At 64.0% G+C, this 15391-nt stretch carries 15 protein-coding genes; all 15 read left to right on the top strand.

Annotated elements, in window-relative coordinates; all coding sequences use genetic code 11:
* Positions 1 to 119: 119 nt before the first annotated feature.
* The 15 genes from POM99_RS20055 (at position 120) to POM99_RS19985 (ending at position 15322) form a co-directional block, all read left to right on the top strand.
* Complete coding sequence (locus tag POM99_RS20055; protein WP_277280468.1) at positions 120 to 2264, top strand: ParB/RepB/Spo0J family partition protein; 2145 nt, start codon at positions 120 to 122, stop codon at positions 2262 to 2264.
* Positions 2265 to 2368: 104 nt separating this feature from the next.
* Complete coding sequence (locus POM99_RS20050) at positions 2369 to 2785, top strand: hypothetical protein (protein WP_277280467.1); 417 nt, start codon at positions 2369 to 2371, stop codon at positions 2783 to 2785.
* On the top strand, positions 2778 to 3422 hold the full coding sequence (locus POM99_RS20045; protein WP_277280466.1) for a DUF8835 domain-containing pootine: 645 nt from the start codon (positions 2778 to 2780) through the stop codon (positions 3420 to 3422). The genes POM99_RS20050 and POM99_RS20045 overlap by 8 nt, the downstream gene beginning before the upstream one ends.
* A 151-nt stretch (positions 3423 to 3573) precedes the next feature.
* Complete coding sequence (locus tag POM99_RS20040) at positions 3574 to 7890, top strand: strawberry notch family protein (RefSeq protein WP_277280465.1); 4317 nt, start codon at positions 3574 to 3576, stop codon at positions 7888 to 7890.
* Positions 7890 to 8927 (top strand): DUF7146 domain-containing protein, encoded by a 1038-nt coding sequence (locus POM99_RS20035; protein ID WP_277280464.1) that lies wholly within the window; start codon positions 7890 to 7892, stop codon positions 8925 to 8927. Before POM99_RS20040 ends, POM99_RS20035 begins: the two co-directional genes overlap by 1 nt.
* A gap of 320 nt (positions 8928 to 9247) precedes the next feature.
* Complete coding sequence (locus POM99_RS20030) at positions 9248 to 10174, top strand: DUF2493 domain-containing protein (RefSeq protein WP_277280463.1); 927 nt, start codon at positions 9248 to 9250, stop codon at positions 10172 to 10174.
* A gap of 214 nt (positions 10175 to 10388) precedes the next feature.
* Positions 10389 to 10751, top strand: a complete 363-nt coding sequence (locus POM99_RS20025; protein WP_277280462.1) for an ArsR/SmtB family transcription factor — start codon at positions 10389 to 10391, stop codon at positions 10749 to 10751.
* 33 nt (positions 10752 to 10784) lie between these two features.
* A complete protein-coding gene (locus tag POM99_RS20020) occupies positions 10785 to 11669 on the top strand; it encodes a hypothetical protein (RefSeq protein WP_277280461.1) in 885 nt (294 codons plus the stop codon).
* Positions 11670 to 12053: 384 nt separating this feature from the next.
* Positions 12054 to 12221, top strand: a complete 168-nt coding sequence (locus POM99_RS20015; protein ID WP_277280460.1) for a hypothetical protein — start codon at positions 12054 to 12056, stop codon at positions 12219 to 12221.
* An 88-nt stretch (positions 12222 to 12309) separates the two neighbouring features.
* Positions 12310 to 12804, top strand: coding sequence for a hypothetical protein (locus POM99_RS20010; RefSeq protein ID WP_438823037.1), 495 nt, complete (start codon positions 12310 to 12312; stop codon positions 12802 to 12804).
* A gap of 574 nt (positions 12805 to 13378) precedes the next feature.
* The gene (locus POM99_RS20005) at positions 13379 to 13705 is read left to right on the top strand and encodes a DUF736 domain-containing protein (protein WP_277280459.1); all 327 of its coding nucleotides are present in this window, start codon (positions 13379 to 13381) and stop codon (positions 13703 to 13705) included.
* Between the two features lie 194 nt (positions 13706 to 13899).
* On the top strand, positions 13900 to 14154 hold the full coding sequence (locus POM99_RS20000) for a helix-turn-helix domain-containing protein (RefSeq protein ID WP_277280458.1): 255 nt from the start codon (positions 13900 to 13902) through the stop codon (positions 14152 to 14154).
* A 27-nt stretch (positions 14155 to 14181) separates the two neighbouring features.
* Complete coding sequence (locus POM99_RS19995; protein WP_438823038.1) at positions 14182 to 14547, top strand: DNA -binding domain-containing protein; 366 nt, start codon at positions 14182 to 14184, stop codon at positions 14545 to 14547.
* Between the two features lie 102 nt (positions 14548 to 14649).
* A complete protein-coding gene (locus POM99_RS19990) occupies positions 14650 to 14898 on the top strand; it encodes a transcriptional regulator domain-containing protein (RefSeq protein ID WP_277280456.1) in 249 nt (82 codons plus the stop codon).
* An 88-nt stretch (positions 14899 to 14986) separates the two neighbouring features.
* Positions 14987 to 15322 (top strand): DUF2285 domain-containing protein, encoded by a 336-nt coding sequence (locus POM99_RS19985; protein WP_277280455.1) that lies wholly within the window; start codon positions 14987 to 14989, stop codon positions 15320 to 15322.
* The last annotated feature ends 69 nt before the right edge of the window (positions 15323 to 15391 follow it).

The following is a 15391-nucleotide window of genomic DNA, read 5'->3' as shown; positions in this document are numbered from 1 at the left end:
TGCACCGATCATGGCCTTCCGCTGCGCGGCCCCCTTCAGAGGAAGAGGGCTGCGCTTCGCTTCGTGACGGATTTCAGGTCGAGAGAGAGGCTCTCGGCGTCCGTCGCGGAGTAAGGATCATGGCGTCTGCCGTTCAGAAGATCACCCTGTCGTCGTCGCGCGACATCCCGTTCAACAAGCTGGTGCTCGCCCAGGCCAATGTCCGGCGCGTCAAGGCCGGCGTGTCGGTCGAAGAGCTCGCCGAATCCATCGCCCGGCGCGGCCTCATCCAGTCGCTGCACGTCCGCCCCGTCCTCGACGCCGATGGCAACGAGACCGGCATGTTCGAGGTGCCTGCGGGCGGGCGCCGCTATCGCGCGCTCGAACTACTGACGAAGCAAAAGCGCCTTGCGAAAACCGCGCCCGTGCCCTGTGTCGTCGGCGACGCCGCCAGCGGTATCCTGATCGACGAGGTGTCGCTCGCCGAAAACATCGACCGCGCGCCGCTGCACCCGCTCGACCAGTTCCGGGCGTTTCAGGCCATGCGCGACAAGGGCATGACCGAGGAAGCGATCGCCGCGGCCTTCTTTGTCGGCGTCAATGTTGTGAAGCAGCGGCTGCGCCTCGCGGCGGTCTCGCCGAAGCTGCTCGATGTCTATGCCGACGACGGCATGACGCTCGAAATGCTGATGGCCTTCACCGTCTCGGCCGATCACGCCCGCCAGGAACAGGTCTGGGATGCGATCAAGGACAGTTGGCAGAAGGAGCCTTGGCAGATCCGGCGCATGCTGACCGAGACTAGCGTCCGCGCCTCCGACAAGCGCGCCGCATTCGTCGGCATCGACGCCTACGAGGCGGCCGGCGGGGAAGTTTTGCGCGATCTCTTCCAGTCCGACGACGGCGGATGGCTCCAGGACGTCGGCCTGCTCGACCGCTTGGTCGCCGAGAAGCTCAAGGCCGCCGCCGACGCCATCGCTGCCGAGGGCTGGAAATGGGTCGAAGCCGCGCTCAGCCTGCCCTACGGCGTGACCCACGGTTTGCGGGCGATTTCCGGGACGGCGCTCGACATGAGCGATGCGGAACAGGCGACCCGCGACGCGCTCCAGGCCGAATACAACCGACTGTCCGAGGAATACGAGGACGCAGACGAACTGCCGGACGCCATCGATCAGCGTTTGGGGGAGATCGAGGCGGCGCTGGAGGAACTCGACAACCGACCCGTGCGCTACGATCCCGCCGAGATCGCCATCGCCGGCGTTTTCGTCACGCTCGACGCCAACGGCAAACTCAAGGTCGACCGCGGCTACGTACGCCCCGAGGATGAGCTGCCCGTCGCATCGGCCAGCGCTGAAATCGAAGACCACGCCAGCTTAGAGACCCGCGAGCCGACGACGCCTGCGATTCAGCGCACCGTCGTCACCATCGGCGGCCAAGCCGCGCCCACGGCAGAGGACGATGAGGAGGATGGCGCGAAGCCGTTGCCCGAGCGCCTTGTCACCGAGCTGACGGCGCATCGCACGCTCGCGCTGCGAGACGCGGTCGCCAACCACCCGCACGTCGCCCTGACCGCGTTGTTGCACAAGCTGGTGTCGGACACATTCCTGCATCGGCCGGCGACAGGTGCGCTCGAAGCCAATGTCCGGCAGGTCCACTTCGCCGCCCAGGCCGAGGATCTGAAGGACAGCGCGTCGGCAAAATCCGTCAGCGACCGGCACGAGCGCTGGGGCGATCACGTGCCCGCGGACGACCAGGCCCTATGGGACTGGCTGATCGCGCTCGACGACGCGACCCGCATGGATTTGCTCGCCCACTGCGTCAGCTTCGGCGTCAACGCGCTTTATGAGCGGCCCAATCCCTACGGCGGTTCCGGCGTCAGCGAGCATGGTTTGAAGATCCGGCTCGCGCAGGCCGATCGACTGGCGCGGGCGACGGGCCTCGACATGGCGCAGGTCGGATGGCGGCCGACGGTCGGCAATTATCTCGGCCGCGTCACCAAGACGCGCATCCTCGAAGCCGTCCGTGAGGGCGCAGGCGACCGGGCAGCGCACCTCATTGACCACATGAAGAAGGGCGACATGGCCAAGGAAGCCGAGCGGCTGCTCGCCGACACCGGCTGGTTGCCTGAGCCGCTCCGACTCGCGGGCGCTGATGACGGCGCGGCAGCCGAACCCATCGACCATAGCGGTGACGACGGAGCCCTCCCGGCTTTCCTCACCGACGACGGCGAGGAGGACGAAGCGGCCGACACCGACGAGGACGAGCCCTCGATGGTCGCTGCCGAGTGATCGCGCCAGGCGGGGAGCAGCACGAGCCGCTCTCCGCTCCCTTCGCAAACCCATCGCTCACTCGCCCGGCCTTGCGCCGGGCATTTTCGTTTCAGGAGCCTGACATGGCCGACTACTTCACCCACTTTTCGTGCCTGCTCAACGTCGGCACGCCCGAAAACGCCGCGCGTGCGCTTGAACTCTACAACACGCTGTCAGCCGAAGGCGCTACCGAAGACCCGCCATCCGAGGGCTTCCTCCTCTCGATCGAGCCACAATACGGCGGCAAAGAACTCTGGATGCGCGACGACGTCACCGGCGATCCCGAACGCCTTATCCAGTTCGTGAAGCGTTGCGCCGCCGAGTTCGGGCTTACAGGCCGATGGGGCTTCCAATACGCCAACACCTGCTCGCGGCCGCGCCTCGACGGGTTTGGCGGCAGCGCCCATGTCATCGACCTCGCCACTGGCGAGACTGTGGCCTGGGTCTACACCGATGGCTGGCTCGCTTCGGTCCTCGACGGAGGAAACGGCGATGCCTGAGATCATCGAAACGACCGTTTATCAGCTCCACGAGCTATCGAACGCAGCCAAGGACAAAGCCCGAGACTGGTATCGCCGCGTCGGCTTCGACTTCGACTGGTACGACGCCGTCTATGACGATTTCGAGCGCATCTGCGCGATCCTCGGGGTCAGCTTGGCGACGCGCACGGTCAGGCTCTTTGGCGGCGGCGTCCGTCCAAAGCCGTGCATCTGGTTCTCGGGGTTCTGGAGCCAAGGCGATGGGGCCTGCTTTGAAGGCCATTACCGTCATGCAAAGGGCGCAGCGCCGCATATTCGCGCCTATGCGCCGCAGGATACCGAACTTCATAGGATTGCCGACAGCCTTCAGGCCGCACAGCGCCGCAACTTCTACCAGCTCCAGGCAACCGTCACCCATCGCGGGCGCTACTATCACGAGCAATGCATGGCCATCTCGGTCGAGCGCGACAGCCCGACCGGGCAGGACACGAGCCGCGATGCGGAAGACATCGTGATCGAGGCGATGCGGGATCTGGCCCGTTGGCTGTATCGGCAACTCGAACGCGAATACGACGACCAGACGTCGGACGCGTCCATCGACGACGCGATTTGCGCAAGCGCCTACACCTTCACGGAGGAAGGTCGGCGCTTCGGCTGATCATCAAAAGCGCCCCACCTCGCGGTCGGGCGCTTTTTTCATGTTCGGTCTTCGAGAGGGAGAGGCCTGCCGGGACGGGGTGAGTCCGGGCGGTCGAGAGAGAGCGCCGTGCGGGCTTGCTCTGTCGCGCTCTCCTTGAGGCTTCGCTCCCATGAATGTCCATATTTCCGCTGCCCCAGCGCTGCCCGCGCCGCTTTCCCTCACCGCGTCATCCGCGATCCTTGCCGCCGCACAATCGCTGCTCCCGCATCTCGAACGCGGCGAGCGGATCGACGCTGCGCTCCTGCGCCGTACCATGGAAGGCGCGTTCCAAGCGTCCGACGCCTCTGGCGTTTGGGACTGGAAGGCCGCCTATGAGGCGTGCGAAGTCGCGACGGTCCTGTTCCTGCGCAAATACGGAAAGGCGCTGTTCCGCAAAGCCGACTCTCCGGCGGCACGGCTTTCCGTATTGTCCCGCATAGTTGGCTTGCTGCCCACGCACACGCGCCGATCCGAGGAAAGCCAGGCGCTCCAGCAATTCTCGACGCCGCTGCCTCTGGGCCTCGCTGCGGGGACGGCGGCGGCGATCACGCCGACCGACCGCGTGCTGGAGCCATCCGCCGGCACGGGTCTGCTCGCCATTCTGGCCGCGACCGCTGGCGGCGCGCTGATCCTCAACGAACTCGCCGAGACGCGCGCCGATCTGCTGACTTCCCTCTTTCCGGCCATTCCCGTCACGCGGTTCGACGCGGCGCAGATCGACGATCACCTCGATCCCACTGCTGTGCCATCCGTCGTGCTGATGAACCCGCCCTTTTCGGCGCTGGCGCATGTCGCGGGGCGCTCGGCCGACGCCGGTTTCCGGCACATCGCGTCCGCGCTGAACCGTCTCGCGCCCGGCGGCAGGCTGGTCACGATCACCGGCGCCAATGTCGGCCCCGATATGCCAGACTGGCGCGACGCCTTTGCGCGGCTGCAAGAACGCGGCCGCGTCGTGTTCACCGCCGCCATCGCCGGCGCGGTCTATGCCAGGCACGGGACTACGTTCCCGACGCGACTGACCGTCATCGACAAGCTGCCCGCTAACGATCCGGCGGTGTTTCCGGCGTCGCCGGGCATGGCGCCCGATGTCGCGACGCTGCTCGACTGGATCGCCGCCCACGTGCCGCCGCGCCTGCCCGTCTCGCTGCCCGCCGCCGTCGCGCCGACTGCGCCCACGGCGCCGAAGACCGTGCGCGGCTATCTCGCACGATCGACGGCCTCGCGCGCATCGGCCTCTGTCGCCGCCGATCCCAAAGGCGTTCAACTCGCCTACGATATCATCGATTGGTCGCCGCCCGAGGGCGCGCATCTGTCCGAGGCGATCTATGAGGAATACGGATTGCAGTCGATCCGCATTCCCGGCTCTCAGGCCCACCCGACCAAGCTCGTGCAATCGGCCGCGATGGCGAGTGTCGCGCCGCCCAAACCGAGCTATCGGCCACTGCTGCCGGCGAACATCCACGCACTGCTTTCCGACGCCCAGCTGGAAACCGTGATCTATGCCGGCGAAGCTCATGGCGATCATCTCGCCGGATCTTGGACCGTCGATGCGACCTGGGACAATGTCAGCGCCGCGCCCGCCGACGCCGAGAACGCCATCCGCTTCCGGCGCGGATTTATGCTCGGCGACGGGACGGGCGCCGGCAAGGGCCGCCAGTCCGCCGGCATCATCCTCGACAATTGGCTTCAGGGTCGCCGAAAGGCGGTGTGGATTTCGAAGTCCGACAAGCTCATCGAAGACGCACAACGCGACTGGTCGGCGCTCGGTATGGAGCGCCTGCTGGTCACGCCGCTTTCGCGTTTTCCGCAAGGCAAGCCGATCACGCTGACCGAAGGCGTCCTATTTGCAACCTACGCCACGCTGCGGTCCGACGAGAAAGCGGAGAAGGTTTCGCGCGTCCGGCAGATCGTCGATTGGTTGGGCTCCGATTTCGACGGGGTGATCATCTTCGACGAAAGCCATGCCATGCAGAACGCCGGTGGCGGCAAGAGTGAACGCGGCGACGTCGCTCCCTCGCAGCAGGGGCGCGCGGGGCTGCGCCTGCAACATGCGCTGCCCGACGCCCGCGTCGTCTATGTCTCGGCAACGGGGGCCACGGCGGTTCACAATCTCGCCTACGCCCAGCGGCTCGGACTCTGGGGCGGCGAGGATTTCCCCTTCGCCACCCGCGCCGAGTTCGTCGAGGCCATCGAGGACGGGGGTGTCGCGGCAATGGAGGTGCTGGCCCGCGATCTGCGTTCGCTCGGCATCTACACCTCACGCTCGCTTTCTTACGACGGCGTCGAATACGAACTGGTCGAGCACCAGCTCACCGACGAGCAACGCCGCATCTACGACGCTTATGCCGGGGCGTTCTCGATCATTCACAACCACCTCGACGCGGCGATGGAGGCCGCCAACATCACCGGCTCCGACGGTACGCTGAACCGACAGGCCAAGTCCGCCGCCCGCTCGGCGTTCGAATCCACCAAGCAGCGCTTCTTCGGCCATCTGCTGACGTCCATGAAGACGCCGACGCTGATCCGCTCCATTGAGCGCGATCTCGGCGATGGCCATGCGGCCGTCGTGCAGATCGTTTCGACGGGCGAAGCACTGATGGAGCGTCGCCTTGCCGAGATTCCGACTGAGGAATGGAACGACATCAGCGTCGACATCACGCCGCGCGAGTACGTTCTCGACTACCTCGCCCATTCGTTCCCGGTGCAGCTCTACGAGTCCTTCTCCGACGCCGAGGGCTACCTGTCGTCGCGGCCAGTTTTCCGCGACGACCAGCCCGTCGAATGCCGCGAGGCTGTCGCCCGCCGCCAGGAATTGATCGAACGGCTCGCCTCGCTGCCGCCCGTGCCCGGCGCGCTCGACCAGATCGTTCAGCGTTTCGGCACGGAAGCGGTGGCGGAGGTCACGGGCCGCTCGCGCCGCATCGTCCAAAAGGGCGACCGCCTCGCCGTCGAGAACCGCGCGCCTTCCGCCAATCTCGCCGAGACCGCCGCCTTCATGGATGACGCCAAGCGCATCCTTGTCTTTTCCGACGCCGGCGGCACCGGGCGCAGCTATCACGCCGATCTTTCCGCCCGAAACCAGCGCCTGCGCGTCCATTATCTGCTCGAACCCGGCTGGAAGGCCGACGCCGCCATTCAGGGGCTGGGGCGCACCAACCGAACGAACCAGGCGCAGCCGCCACTGTTCCGCCCCATCGCGACTGACGTGAAGGCCGAGAAGCGGTTCCTTTCGACCATCGCTCGGCGGCTCGACACGCTCGGCGCCATCACGCGCGGGCAGCGGCAAACAGGCGGGCAAGGTCTGTTCCGCCCAGAGGACAATCTCGAAAGCCCCTATGCCCGCGACGCGCTGCGCCAGCTCTACTTGCTGATCGTGCGCGGCAAGATCCAGGGCTGCTCGCTCGAACGCTTCGAGACCGCCACCGGCCTGAAGCTGATGGACGCGAACGGTATCAAGGACGAGTTGCCGCCGATTACCACCTTTCTCAACCGCCTCCTGGCGCTGACGATCGAGCTTCAGGGCATCCTCTTCACCGCCTTCGAGCAATTGCTCGACGCCAAGGTGCAAGGTGCGATCGCCAGCGGCGTCTACGACATCGGGTTGGAAACGCTGACCGCCGAGAGCTTCGCCGTCACGGATCGCAAGACGATCTACACGCATCCGGCGACCGGCGCGGAGACGCGGCTGCTGACCATCGCCGAGAAGCGCCGCAATCGACCGATGCTGCTAGAAGATGCGCTGGTCCATCTCGGCGATGGCCAGGGCAAACTTCTGGTGAACGCGAGATCTGGCCGCGCGGCAGTTCAGGTTCCCGCGCCTTCGATCATGCTCGACGACGGCGAAATCGAACGCCGCGTCCGGCTCATCCGACCGATGGAGCATCATCACGGCGCCTTCAAATCGATGGCCGACAGCCATTGGGAAGAAGCCGACCGGACGACGTTCGCGCTCGCCTGGACGCGCGAATTGGATGACGTTCCACAATTCACGGAAAGCACATTGCAAATCGTCAGCGGGTTGTTGCTGCCGGTGTGGAAGCGGCTGCCGAACGAATCGACGCGCGTCTATCGGCTCCAGACCGACGACGGCGAGCGCATCATCGGGCGGCGGGTGTCGCCCACATGGGCCGCGAATGCCGCCGCTGCCGGAGTTCCCGATCTCTCGGCCAGCGATGCCTATTCGGCGCTCGTTGACGGACGAACGATCATCGACCTCGCTGAAGGCCTTCAACTGCGCCGCGTCCGCATCATGGGCGCCAACCGCATCGAACTCTCCGGCTTCACCGAAGCGATGCGCGAGCGGCTGCGCGCCTATGGTCTCTTCACCGAGATCATCTCGTGGAAGCTGCGCTTCTTCGTCCCCATCGACGCCAATGGCCCGACCGTCCTCGGCAAGCTGCTCGAAACCTATCCGGTACTGCGCATCTCGGATCGGGAGGCGGCGTGATGGCGAGGTTCGACGCTCCCGATCTGGCGCACCGTCTTGGCCGACAGGCTGAGGCGGTGTGCCGCCATTATCTCGACGCAGGCTGCCGCCAGGGCAATTACTGGCTGGTCGGCGATGTCCGCAATACGCCGGGCCGCTCGATGTTCGTGCGGCTGAAGGATTCCGCCAAAGGCCAGGCCGGCAAATGGCAGGACGCCGCGACGCTGGAACATGGCGACTTGCTTGATGTCATCCGCGAATCGCTCGGCCTCACCGATTTTGCCGATGTCGCCGAGGAAGCCCGGCGCTTTCTCAGTTTGCAGCATCACGAGCGCGCGCAATCGAAGAAGCCAGCGAGCATGCCAACCCAACCAGGCTCATCCGAAGCGGCGCGGCGGCTGTTCGCCATGTCGCAGCCGATCGGCGGCACGATTGCAAAAACGTACTTGCGCAAACGCGGCATCACGACTTTGCACGGAACCGGACAGCTCCGCTTCCATCCCCGCTGCTTTTATCGACCCGATGAGCATGAGCCCACCGAGACGTGGCCGGCGCTGATCGCCGCCGTCACCGATCTTTCCGGCCACATCACCGGCGTCCATCGCACCTGGCTCGCCCCCGACGGCTCCGACAAGGCGCCCATCGAAACGCCGCGCAAGGCGATGGGCGAGCTTCTCGGGCACGCGGTCCGCTTCGGTTTGCCCGGCGATGTCATGGCGGCCGGCGAAGGCATCGAAAACGTGCTGTCGGTGCGCGAAGTGGCGCCCGGCATGGCGACGGCGGCGGCATTGTCCGCAGGCCATCTCGCCGCCATCCTGTTTCCCGACACGCTACGACGGCTCTATATCGTGCGCGACCACGATCCAGCGGGGGACGCGGCGACGGCGACTTTGACCGAACGAGCGAACGCGGTCGGGATCGAGGCGATCACGCTGTCGCCGAGATCCGGGGACTTCAACGAAGATATCAGGCGCTTTGGCATCGACGCGCTTCGGGCCAATGTCCGGGTGCAACTCGCCCCGCAGGATGTCGCCCGCTTCATGGAACGGGCAGCATAGGTCGGAAGCGGGGAGCGGCGTTAAATCCGTGCGTCGATCGCGCCCGCATCGATGCTTTGACCCGTCGAAGAGAGGACCGCGCCTCGGCCTTTGAGAGGGCGAGCGGCCCACAAGCGGCCTGTCCCGGCAATGGCTGCGGCCGACTATTTTCCGACGCGTCTCTGGCGAGCCGCTTTCCATCGCGAAACAAAATAGCCGTCCTCCGCCATCCTCCGCTGCGCTCCGGCCCGGCGCTTTGCGCCGGGTGCAGGGCCATACCGCCCGTGGGCTTTCGTCGCCACAAGGCCGCGACGGTCGCGGTCCCATCGACGGAGCATCCCATGAGCGAGCACGAAGACTTCGAACCGCACCACGCCTCTTCGCCGACCGACCACGTGCTGACCGAACTTCAGCTCTATGGCTACCGCCCCTTCGAGGACGAACCAGACCCCCGTCCACTGCCCGACGGCAATCGCGTCGCCGGCGCCATCGCCGACATCTTCGACGCCCTGATCTCGACCATGGAGGACACGCGCCTCGAACCCGACCTCGACGATCTCCTCTGGTCGACCGTCAACCTCTTCCACCGCGCCACGGACAGGATCGAGCGCGAACTCGACGTCAACGAGCAGTCGCAGCGCCGCCTCCAAAGCGAACAGGACGGCAGCGAGGTGAAATCGGTCGAACTCGAACGCCTCATCGCCCAGGGCCAGACGCTCCTCGAACGCCGCGACGCCTTCGAACTGATGCGCGACCAGGCCGCCGATCACTTCGAGCGGCAAACCGGATCGAGCTGGAAACCGCGCACCGGCTCCAAGGTCAACCATCGCAACCTGACTTCGGCCATGATCGACAGCCGCGACTTCCTCGCCGCCAAACGCCGCGCCGAGAACGAGGTGCTCATTCCCGCAGGGCCAAAGATCGCCTTCTCCGGCGGCGACAGCGTCGATCACAAGTTGATCTGGGCCAAGCTCGATCAAATCCGCGCCAAGCACCCCGATATGGTGCTGATGCACGGCGGTTCGCCCAAAGGCGCCGAGAAGATCGCCGCGCGTTGGGCCGACATTCGCAAAGTTCCGCAGATAGCCTTCAAGCCCGACTGGACCAAGCACGCCAAGGCCGCGCCATTCAAGCGCAACGATCAAATGCTGGCCGTCCTGCCGATCGGCGTCATCATCTTCCCCGGCACCGGCATCCAGGACAATCTCGCCGACAAGGCCCGCAAGATGGGAATCCCGGTGTATCGGTTCGACAAAGGAGGTGCGTGAACGCCGCAAAGCCGCGTGCAGCCTATCTAACCCATGAGGTTCAGCGCGCCGGGTATAAATGACAGATTCCGCTGAAACATGGCATTCACCCACATTTGCACCTCGCAAAGCGGCGCATTAGCAGGGTCGGAAAAATTCTTTCGCATTGAAACTCGTCGCATTGACGTAATAGAATTCTGTGTATACTGCGTATTTGATGATAACGGAGATTTCAATGGGCAAGAAGGATTCCGCTTCAAGGTCAGTCACCCGCACCCCAAAAATGTCATCGGTGCCGGAAGCTCTCAACTCGATTGGGATAACCGGACCAGTATCCACCAAGGACACATTCAGCATCGAGTATTCCGACGGCCTACTGGTCGCGACCGTCCGCAAAAGCAACGGGGTTGTCCAAACCTCGCGCCGCAGCGTGGATGGTAGCTTTCACGAAAGTACGTTGTTCGATCCTGAAAGCGTTTCTAAGGACACGAGAAACGCACTCATAAAGCGCTTGGCCGCTGGCAGGATGACTCAATCCGAAATCGCGAGGCGGACAGGGGTGAGCCAGGCAACGGTGAGCAACGTGCTTCGCAAATGATCTCCTCGACTGTGAAAGATCTGAACGAGGCCTATGATGATTGCTGAAGCGAAAGACTCTCCGGCCCAAAGCGCATCCGGCGCGGCAGCACCCCCAGCCGACAACGCGCCCGTCAAAGCGCCAAAGAAGAAACCGAAAACTGCGCCAAACCCCAAGCGGCAGAAGGAAGCGCGCCAGCGCCTCGAAAATTTGTTCTCCGATCGTTCAAATGTATGGGTAATCCACTATTCATGCGAAAGCTTCTACGACCGACCAAACGGAGCTTCGCCGCGCATCACCTCGCTCGCCGTTCGCAGCCTAGACAGTGCGCAGACCCATTCCTTTTCGATCCATCAGGTAGCCGAACGCCTTCAGGTGCCGTTCGCCGAAATTGAGGCGCGGTACGACGAACTCGAGCGACACATGCTAGACGCCTACTATCAACATCTCGGCGCCCATCGCGGTATGAAGTATCTCCATTGGAATATGCGCGATATTAACTATGGGTTCGCCGCAATAGATCACCGTTATCAGGTCCTAGGCGGCACCCCGGTAATGGTTGAAGACGCCAAAAAATTCGACCTCTCCCGCATTCTTATCGACATTTATGGCGTGGCCTACATCGGCCATTCACGGCTTGAAAAACTGATTGAGAAAAACCAGATTCAGCCGCGAGACATGATGACCGGCGCGGAGGAGGCGCAAGCCTTTATCGACGGCAATTATGTTGGATTGCATCAGTCTACGCTTCGCAAGGTGGACGTGCTCGCTAACATTGCGGAGCGAGCCCACAATAAGCAATTGCTCACGAATACGACTTGGTGGCAGATGCACGGAGGCAGCCTGCGAACGGGACTGGAGTGGATCGCCGACAACAAATTGATTTCATTTGTTATTGCGCTTACTGGCCTTATTCTGGCAATTTTTGCTATAAAGTAGCTGCTTGAGTGACCGCGTGTATTCCACTCGCAGAAAATTATATGCCTGTTTTCCGGTAGCCGGCTCGTCAGCGCTTCTGTTCCAAGTACGAGGTACGCATCTACGTCGACTATCGGCAGCAGAGTCCAAAATTCATCCGATCACGCGGTCGCTGCTGGTAGGTTACAACGCCTCAATGGTCCTTTTTTCCGAAGCACCCCCGCTTCATCAGCGCAATTCCTTGGTTCAGCCGATGGCCTGACGCCATCAACCCATAAAGGGTCGGACTACGCGAAGCGTGCCGCCGCTTTGGCTTCGCCTGCGCGGTGATTGCGGCCACCGGCCGAACACATCGGGCGCCTGTCAGCGGGGGATGGTCCTCCGCTCGAAACAGGAGCCGGATCGATGTCCCTCAACGACGCTCACGCCTTCGCTTTCAGCCTCGCGACCACGCTGATGTCCGTCATCGTCATCTTCCGCGCCGGTGACGGCACGCTGTCGGTCGCACCCGCCAGCGAATACGATGGCGAACTTTCCGCGATCGTCCGCGAAATCGATCCCTTCGCACCATGAGGCGCGAAGGTCATTGCGCGGCGAGTGGGAACCTCGCCGGTTTCCACTCCCGCAGCGTTTCGTCTTTTGCTATGATTGGAGCTGCGCCATGGTGGTGGTGGAAGGCGCAACCGTCAGAGCATTTCTTTCGGGAGCCCCCACCATGATCATTTTCGGCATACTCCTATCCGTCGCAGCAATCGGCTTTTTCTGCTGGCTGCTGTTCACCCTCGCCGTGTTCGCGCTGCCGTTCTTCGCCGGCGTCACTGCGGCCCTGTGGGCGTATCATACAGGCGCCGGCTTGCCCGGCGCGGTCATCGTCGGCCTCGGCGGCGCGGCGCTCACGCTCGGTCTCGGCCAATTCCTGCTAAACGTCATTCAGCCGGTTTGGGCTCGGCTGCTGATCGCGCTCGCGTTCGTCGCGCCGGCGGCGCTCGCGGGCTATCACGCCACCCACGGCATCGTGAAACACACCATGCCTTCCGAGGTCTGGCAGGTCGTTTTCTCGATCATCGGCGCTGTTGCTGTCGGCGCGACTGCATTCATGCGCGTAACGGCAATGGCGGCCGCCACCCCTCCGGCTTCGAGACTTGCCCGGGCCTGACGGCCTTCGTTGCCGTTGTTGGGTCCAGGCATGACCATAGCGGCGCCAGCCCCGTCGGCAGAAGTTGGCGAAACGGCAGTTTGCGCAGATCGGCGCAAGCCGGGATGTGACGGCCTCAGCCGATCACGCACGGATTTGCGGCGTTGTCCGATCTCGACGACCGGCGCGCGGTAGCGGGCGTTGCCGGGAAGGAGCACTGCGACGGGTAAGGCGCTCGCCTGCCTGACGGCGGATAGACGATGCCGGAGATTCAACGCTTCAGAGCGTCTTTCGAGTTGCGCGGGACCGCCATTGCCTCCGTTCAAACTCCGTCCCCGAGCGCTCCAAGCGACCTCTCCAATGGGCTGATCTGGCCGAAGGACGGCTGACGCCTCGACCGCCTATGCCGCAACGGCGGCGTCCGACTTTCTTCCCCTTCCGGCTTCGCCGTCATTCCTCGCGAGGCAACAAAGTCCGCCCCCGCCGTCCTCCGCTTCGCTTCGGTCGCAAGCGATGCGTCGTCGGTCGCCTCCGGCCGGTCGATCGCCATCGAGGCCGCATGGTGCGGGCTCGAAACGGAAAACGGAGACTTACCATGGCGACCATCGGCACCTTCAAGAAGTCCGGCTCGAACGAGTTCACCGGCGAAATCGTCACCCTCAGCGTCCAGGCCAAGGGCGTGCGCATCGTCCCCGACCTGCGCGCCACCGGCGAAAACGCCCCCAGCCACCGCGTGCTGGTCGGCCGCGCCGAAATCGGCGCCGCCTGGTCCAAGCGCTCCAACGAGGGCCGCGACTACCTGGGTCTCAAGCTCGACGATCCGAGCTTCAACGCCCCGATCTACGCCAACCTCTTCGACGACGAGGACGGCGAGGGCTACTCGCTCATCTGGTCCCGCCCCAACGGGCGCCGGGGCGACTGAGCCCCGGAGCAAGGCCCCGGCCGGAAGGCCGGGGCCGCCCTTCGCCGCCGACCGAATCAGTTCGGCGCGAACGGCCGCGAAAATCGAGAATACGAACGCCACTGCCGCCGAATTCAGGTGGCGTTGAAAGCAAGAGCGACTAAAATAGCCGTAGTTCTGGCAAGTGCGTTTTGCCCGGTGGGAGGTGATCATGCATGATCACCGCCCGACAATCGCGGGCCGCACGCGCGTTGCTGGGTTGGACACAGGAGACGCTCGCTGACAAGGCCCAGGTATCGCTGACCGCGCTCAAGCGCCTCGAATCCGAAAGCGGGCTCGATGTGTACGAGACGACGCGGGATCAGGTGCGCCGGGCTCTTGAACGCGCTGGAATACTCCTCCTGTCCACGGACAAAGGCGAGGGTGTTCTGCGGCTCCATGAAACAGGAAGTTCATCTCCCCGGCGTTAGCGGCCAAGAAAATTGGCCCTGCGACCTGTGTGGTACGGGGAAGACCTGTCCTCGATCAAAGACAGAGGTGCATTTTGCGGCCATAGAAACCATCAGGCAGTATGGTCTTCGCTGATGGAGCGCTCGACACCGACTTTCTTGGATGAACCGCCGCCAGGCCCTCAGCTCACGTCCTACGACCGTGAGCATATGGTCCTGTACTTGCGTCTGCTCGACGCCGAGCGCGACGGCGCGGATTGGCGCGAGGTTGTCCAGGTCCTGTTCGGTCTCGACGCCAATGACGATCCGCAAAGGTGCCAGAAAATTCACGCCGCTCACCTGGCGCGCGCCAAGTGGATGTCCGAGAGCGGCTATCGAGAATTGCTGGGCAAGGTCAATCCCACTGAGCCGTGATGCCATTTCGGCATCACCCGGTGCCGAGATTCCAACTTCCGCAAGTCAACCCATCCGGGAATCCTGATCTTCCCGCAATCGATTGATAAGGGGAGAAGGATCATGCTGCCCGACGCGTCGAATTGGCGTTCCGCAGCCCATTACGACCACGTCGAGAAGCTGACCGCATCGGGCCTCGCATGGGAGTGGCTGCGCAGAAACGAAGCCTATAACAGCGACTTTGAGGCCCTGTCGGCGAAGGGCGCCGACGGCGACGCGCTCGCGAAAAGCATCCGCGAGCGATGGAGGTTGCGATTTCGCGGTCGATCCATTTCCCGATCAGTCGGCGGCGTCGATCTTCTGGCTGCCTGAGGACGACACCAGCGTCGTCATCCTCGCGTCGGCGCCATCCTGCCTCGCTCGGCACGGTGACGGAAAACAGCTTCCGCCCGCAGCCGTCATGCAAATCGACCTGGAAGGCGTTCACTCGCTGCTCGATCTCGGCAACGGCGAACGGTTGCAAGTGCTGGCGGCGGTTGCTGCGCCCGCCGCCGCCGTCATTCCGCTCGACCGCGACGGCTTCGGCAGGCTCGAAGCGCTGCACCGCCTGCTTTCCGCAATTCATCGCCGAGCTATCCCGCCCGACACGCGGCTAACGCCGCAGCAGCGCGCCCGCGCGAAGCGAATGCTGCGCGCCGTCGATGGTTTTCGCGATGGTGCGACCCAGCAAGAGATCGCGCAAATTGTAGCGCGACGATTACGGTGTCCGGTCGGCGTCAATTTTGATGGCCGATAGGTGGCCGCGCCGGTTGGTGAATTCTGGCTACCATTTGCTGTTGCGAGGAGCAACCGTCGAGCGACAATT

Origin of the sequence: Novosphingobium cyanobacteriorum (genome assembly GCF_029436685.1) — a bacterium.
In the GTDB taxonomy this organism is placed as follows: Bacteria; Pseudomonadota; Alphaproteobacteria; order Sphingomonadales; family Sphingomonadaceae; genus Novosphingobium; species Novosphingobium cyanobacteriorum.
Note: the sequence above shows the minus strand (reverse complement) of the source record. Positions and strands in the feature narration are given on the sequence as shown.

Bases quoted from the DNA above. Each gene is read 5' to 3' on its own strand.
- POM99_RS20000 (WP_277280458.1), top strand. From the start codon at position 13,900: ATGATCACCGCCCGACAATCGCGGGCCGCACGCGCGTTGCTGGGTTGG.
- POM99_RS20050 (WP_277280467.1), top strand. From the start codon at position 2,369: ATGGCCGACTACTTCACCCACTTTTCGTGCCTGCTCAACGTCGGCACG.
- POM99_RS19990 (WP_277280456.1), top strand. From the start codon at position 14,650: ATGCTGCCCGACGCGTCGAATTGGCGTTCCGCAGCCCATTACGACCAC.
- POM99_RS20055 (WP_277280468.1), top strand. From the start codon at position 120: ATGGCGTCTGCCGTTCAGAAGATCACCCTGTCGTCGTCGCGCGACATC.
- POM99_RS20045 (WP_277280466.1), top strand. From the start codon at position 2,778: ATGCCTGAGATCATCGAAACGACCGTTTATCAGCTCCACGAGCTATCG.
- POM99_RS20025 (WP_277280462.1), top strand. From the start codon at position 10,389: ATGGGCAAGAAGGATTCCGCTTCAAGGTCAGTCACCCGCACCCCAAAA.
- POM99_RS20020 (WP_277280461.1), top strand. From the start codon at position 10,785: ATGATGATTGCTGAAGCGAAAGACTCTCCGGCCCAAAGCGCATCCGGC.
- POM99_RS19985 (WP_277280455.1), top strand. From the start codon at position 14,987: ATGCAAATCGACCTGGAAGGCGTTCACTCGCTGCTCGATCTCGGCAAC.
- POM99_RS20015 (WP_277280460.1), top strand. From the start codon at position 12,054: ATGTCCCTCAACGACGCTCACGCCTTCGCTTTCAGCCTCGCGACCACG.
- POM99_RS20035 (WP_277280464.1), top strand. From the start codon at position 7,890: ATGGCGAGGTTCGACGCTCCCGATCTGGCGCACCGTCTTGGCCGACAG.
- POM99_RS20010 (WP_438823037.1), top strand. From the start codon at position 12,310: ATGGTGGTGGTGGAAGGCGCAACCGTCAGAGCATTTCTTTCGGGAGCC.
- POM99_RS20005 (WP_277280459.1), top strand. From the start codon at position 13,379: ATGGCGACCATCGGCACCTTCAAGAAGTCCGGCTCGAACGAGTTCACC.
- POM99_RS20040 (WP_277280465.1), top strand. From the start codon at position 3,574: ATGAATGTCCATATTTCCGCTGCCCCAGCGCTGCCCGCGCCGCTTTCC.
- POM99_RS20030 (WP_277280463.1), top strand. From the start codon at position 9,248: ATGAGCGAGCACGAAGACTTCGAACCGCACCACGCCTCTTCGCCGACC.